The organism is Kitasatospora putterlickiae, assembly GCF_039527695.1.
GTDB lineage: Bacteria > Actinomycetota > Actinomycetes > Streptomycetales > Streptomycetaceae > Kitasatospora > Kitasatospora putterlickiae.
The window spans coordinates 26,452-31,223 of sequence record NZ_BAAAKJ010000193.1 but is presented as its reverse complement, the minus strand read 5'-3'; the positions used below and the strand labels follow the sequence as shown (position 1 = coordinate 31,223).

The 4,772-nt window shown below is 74.2% G+C and carries 3 protein-coding genes and 1 pseudogene; all 4 read left to right on the top strand.

The window, feature by feature from the left end:
* A partial coding sequence (locus ABD308_RS19420) for a polyprenyl synthetase family protein (RefSeq protein ID WP_344336254.1) occupies positions 1-795 on the top strand: 795 nt, incomplete at its 5' end.
* Entirely contained in the window at positions 792-1,757 is a 966-nt protein-coding gene (gene ispH, locus ABD308_RS19415; RefSeq protein WP_344336251.1) for a 4-hydroxy-3-methylbut-2-enyl diphosphate reductase, read from the top strand. The genes ABD308_RS19420 and ispH, both read left to right, overlap by 4 nt.
* Positions 1,754-3,580 carry a 1-deoxy-D-xylulose-5-phosphate synthase gene (locus ABD308_RS19410; protein ID WP_344336249.1) on the top strand — a complete coding sequence of 609 codons (1,827 nt, stop codon included), beginning with the start codon at positions 1,754-1,756 and terminating at the stop codon, positions 3,578-3,580. The genes ispH and ABD308_RS19410 overlap by 4 nt, the downstream gene beginning before the upstream one ends.
* Before the next feature lie 58 nt (positions 3,581-3,638).
* Positions 3,639-4,772 (top strand): annotated as a pseudogene (gene ispG / locus ABD308_RS19405) (flavodoxin-dependent (E)-4-hydroxy-3-methylbut-2-enyl-diphosphate synthase); the annotation flags it as partial.

The following is a 4,772-nucleotide window of genomic DNA, read 5'->3' as shown; positions in this document are numbered from 1 at the left end:
GCCGCGATCCCGGCCGCGGCGGCGGTCGAACTGGTCCACAACTTCTCGCTCCTGCACGACGACGTCATGGACCGGGACGAGACCCGCCGGCACCGCCCGACCGCCTGGAAGGTGTTCGGCACCACCGACGCGATCCTGGCCGGCGACGCCATGCTCGCCCGCGCCCCGCACGTTCTGGCGCAGCACGACAGCCCGTCGTTGGCCGAGTCGGTGCGCCGCATCGGATCCTGCGTCACGCAGTTGTGCGAGGGGCAGCATCTGGACTGCGCCTTCGAACAGCGCGCCGACGTGACCATCGCCGAATGCCTGCGGATGGCGGAGGGCAAGACCGGTGCCCTGCTGGGGCTGGCCTGCGCGCTCGGCGCGCTGACCGCCGGTGCCCCGGTGGGCGTCGTGCTCGCCATGGACTCCTTCGGCCGGGAGCTGGGCCTGGCGTTCCAGTTGATCGACGACCTGCTCGGGATCTGGGGCGACGAGGCCGTCACCGGAAAGCCCGTCGGGGCCGATCTGCGGGCCCGGAAGAAGTCCCTGCCGGTGGTCGCCGCGCTGGCCCGCGCGAGCGGGCCGGCCGACCGGCTGCGCGAGATCTACGGCCTGCGTCACGCGATGACCGCGGCGGAAGTGGCGGAAGCCACCGCCCTGGTCGAGCAGGCGGGTGGCCGCGCCTGGGCGGAGGAACAGGCCGCCAAGTACACCGTGTCGGCCCTGGACATCCTGGACCGCTCACTGCTGCCCGGCAGCGACAGCGAGGCGTTGCGGACTCTGGCGGCCCTGATCACTCGGAGGAAGCTGTGACCGACCCCGTGGTCCCACCGCGGTCGCGGACCGTCCTGCTGGCCGCCCCCCGGTCGTTCTGCGCGGGGGTGGAGCGCGCCATCGACGCGGTGGAGCGGCTGCTGGACGCGCCCGGGCGTACCGAGCCCGTCTACGTCCGCAAGCAGATCGTCCACAACGCCCATGTGGTGGCCGATCTCGCCCGGCGCGGCGCCGTCTTCGTCGATGAACTCGACGCCGTGCCGGAGGGGGCCACCGTGGTGTTCTCCGCCCACGGCGTGGCTCCCTCGGTTCGCGACCACGCGGCCCGGCGGAGGCTGGCCGTCGTGGACGCGACCTGCCCCTTGGTGGCCAAGGTGCACGCGGAGGCGCGCCGCTTCGCCGCGCGCGGTGACACCGTTCTGCTGATCGGCCACGCCGGGCACGAGGAGGTCGAGGGCACACTCGGCGAGGCGCCGGACGCCACCGTCCTCGTCGAGTCCGCCGACCAGGTCGCCGCGCTGGAGGTCGCGGACGGCTCCCGGGTCTCCTACCTCACCCAGACCACCCTCGCGCTCGACGAGACCGCCGCGGTCGTCCAGGCCCTGCACACCCGCTTCCCCCTGCTCCAGGCGCCGCCGGGCGACGACATCTGCTACGCCACGACGAACCGTCAGCTCGCGGTCGAGGCGGTGGCCGAACGGGCCGACCTCGTCCTGGTGGTCGGCTCGGGGAACTCATCCAACTCCGTGCGGATGGTCGAGGTGGTCCGCCGCCGCGGTACCCCCGCCCACCTGATCGACGACGCCGCGGGGATCGACCCGGCGTGGATCGCCAGGGCCGGCGTCATCGGCCTGTCCGCGGGCGCCTCGGCGCCCCCGTCCCTGGTCGCCGGCGTGATCGAGGCCCTCGCCGCCTTCGGTCCGCTCACGGTCGAGGAGCACACCACCGCCGTCGAGGACGTCGTCTTCGCGCCGCCCTCGCCGGTGAGGGAGCGCCCGTGAACGCCCCCTCGTCCCCCCCTCCCAACGACCCTGCCCCGGACGGGCGGCCACCGGACCTGCTGCGCGACCTGTCCGGGCCGGAGGACCTCAAGGCGCTGGCGGACGAGAGCCTGCCCGCCCTGGCCGAGCAGATCCGCGCCCACCTGATCGACAAGGTGAGCGCGGTGGGCGGCCACCTGGGTCCCAATCTCGGCGTGGTGGAACTGACCATAGCCCTGCACCGGGTCTTCTCCTCGCCGCGGGACACGCTGCTGTTCGACACCGGCCACCAGGCCTACGTCCACAAGATCCTGACCGGCCGGCAACACCGCTTCGACTCCCTGCGCCAGCCGGGCGGACTGTCCGGCTATCCGTCCCGCGCGGAATCCGCCCACGACGTGATCGAGAACAGCCACGCCTCGACCGCGCTCTCGTACGCCGACGGCGTCGCCAAGGCCCGCGCCCTCGGCGGAGCCGGCGACCGGGCGGTGGTGGCCGTCATCGGCGACGGCGCGCTCACCGGCGGCCTCGCGCTGGAGGCCCTCAACAACCTCGGGTCCGCCCCCCACCGCCCGGTCGTCGTCGTCCTCAACGACAACACGCGCTCCTACGCCGCGACCGCCGGTTCCATCCCCGCCCACCTGGCCGCCCTGCGCGACGGGACCGCCGGAGGCAACCTCTTCGAACAGCTCGGCTTCGCCTACCTCGGCCCCGTCGACGGCCACGACATCGGTGCGCTCCAGTCCGCACTGCGCCGGGCCCGCGCGACGGCGGGGCCGGTGGTCGTCCACGCGGTCACCCAGAAGGGCCGCGGCTATCCCCCGGCGCGGGCCGACCAGGCCGAGCGGATGCACGCCGTCGGCGTGCTGGACCCGCTCACCGGCCTCGCCCGCACCGCCGCCGGGCGGACCTGGACCGACGTCTTCGCCGACCACGTCACCGAACTCGGGGCGCGCCACCGCGACCTGGTCGCGATCACCGCCGCGATGCCCGGCCCCACCGGCCTGTCCCGGTTCGCGGCCCGCTTCCCGGACCGGTTCTTCGACGTCGGCATCGCCGAGCAGCACGCGGTGGCGAGCGCCGCGGGCCTCGCCACCTGCGGGGCCAAGGCACTGGTGGCCGTCTACTCGGTGTTCCTCAACCGCGCCTACGACCAGGTGCTCAGCGATGTCGCCCTCCACCGGCTGCCCGTCACCTTCGTCCTGGACCGGGCCGGTGTCACCGGCCCCGACGGCCCCAGCCACCACGGCATGTGGGACGTCCCCCTGCTGGCCTCCGTCCCCGGTATGCGGGTCGCGGTGCCCCGCGACGCGGCCCGGTTGGAGGAACTGCTCGGCGAGGCCGTCGACGACCGGGAGCACCCCACCGCGCTGCGCTTCCCCAAGGCCGCGGCGGGCCCCGACCTCGTGGCGCTCGCCCGGACGGGGCCGGTCGACATCCTCTTCCGGTCGACCGTCCACGAGGTGCTGATCGTCGCGGTCGGCCCGCTCGCCGCCGAATGCCTGGAAGCCGGCCGCTACCTCGCCGACACCGGCATCGGCGCCACCGTCGCCGACCCGCGCTGGGTCCTCCCCGTCCCCCGCGAACTCCTCGCCCTCGCCGCCCGGCACCGCCTCGTCGTCACCGTCGAGGACGGCATCCGCAACGGCGGCGTCGGTGCGGCCGTCGCCCGCTCCATCGCCGACACCGGCCTGCACGTCCCCGTCACCACCATGGGCCTGCCCACGGACTTCCTCGCGCACGGCGCCCGAGCCGACATCCTCGCCGCCGCCGGGCTGACGGCCAAGGGCATCGTGCACACCGTCCTGTGTGCCCGGGCCGACCGGCCCCACCCCCGCCCGTGAGCGGGCGGCCGTTGTCCCGCCTCCCCCGTCCACGCCAGTCCCGGCCCACGGAGCTGCCATGTCCTCGCCCCCTTCCCCTCCCCCGCGCCGCACGTCCCGCCGCATCCAGGTGGGCTCCGTGCCGGTCGGCGGCGGCGCCCCGATCTCGGTGCAGACCATGACCACCACCCTCACCGCCGACGTCGACGCCACCCTCCAGCAGATCGCCGCGATCACCGCCGCGGGGTGCGACATCGTCCGTGTCGCCGTCCCGTCCCAGGACGACGCCCGCGCCCTGCCCGAGATCGTCCGCAGGTCGCCCATCCCCGTCGTCGCCGACATCCACTTCCAGCCGCGCTACGTCTTCGCCGCCATCGACGCCGGCTGCGCGGCCGTTCGGGTCAACCCCGGCAACATCAGGGCGTTCGACGACAGGGTCCGGGACATCGCGCGGGCCGCGACCGCCGCCGGCGTCCCGATCCGCATCGGCGTCAACGCCGGCTCCCTCGACCACCGGCTGCTCGCCAAGCACGGCAAGGCCACCCCCGAGGCGCTGGTGGAATCCGCGCTGTGGGAGTGCTCGCTCTTCGAGGAGCACGGCTTCCGCGACATCAAGATCGCCGTGAAGCACCACGACCCGCGCATCGTGATCACCGCCAACCAGCTGCTCGCCGAGGCCTGCGACTACCCGCTGCACCTCGGCGTCACCGAGGCAGGACCCGAGCTCCAGGGCGCCGTCAAGTCCGCGGTCGCCTTCGGTGTCCTGCTCAACCAGGGCATCGGCGACACCATCCGGGTCTCCACCTCCGCCCCTCCCGTCGAGCAGGTCAAGGCGGGCAGCCACATCCTCCAGTCCCTCGGCCTGCGCCCGAGGAGGTTGGAGATCGTCTCCTGCCCGGGCTGCGGCCGCCTCCAGGTCGACATCCACCGCCTCAGCCGCCAGGTCGAGGCCGCCTTCGACGGCTTCCCCGTCCCCTTGCGGGTCGCGGTCATGGGCTGTGTCGTCAACGGTCCCGGCGAGTCCCGCGAGGCCGACCTCGGGGTCTCCTCAGGCAACGGAAAGGGCCAGATCTACGTCAGGGGCGAGATCGTCCGCACCGTCCCCGAGGCCCGCATCGTCGAAGCCCTCCTGGAGGAGGCCGCCCGCCTCGCCGACCGGGCCGCCGAGGCCGAAGCCGGCTCCGAACGCGGATCCGGTCGCGGCCCCCGGGCC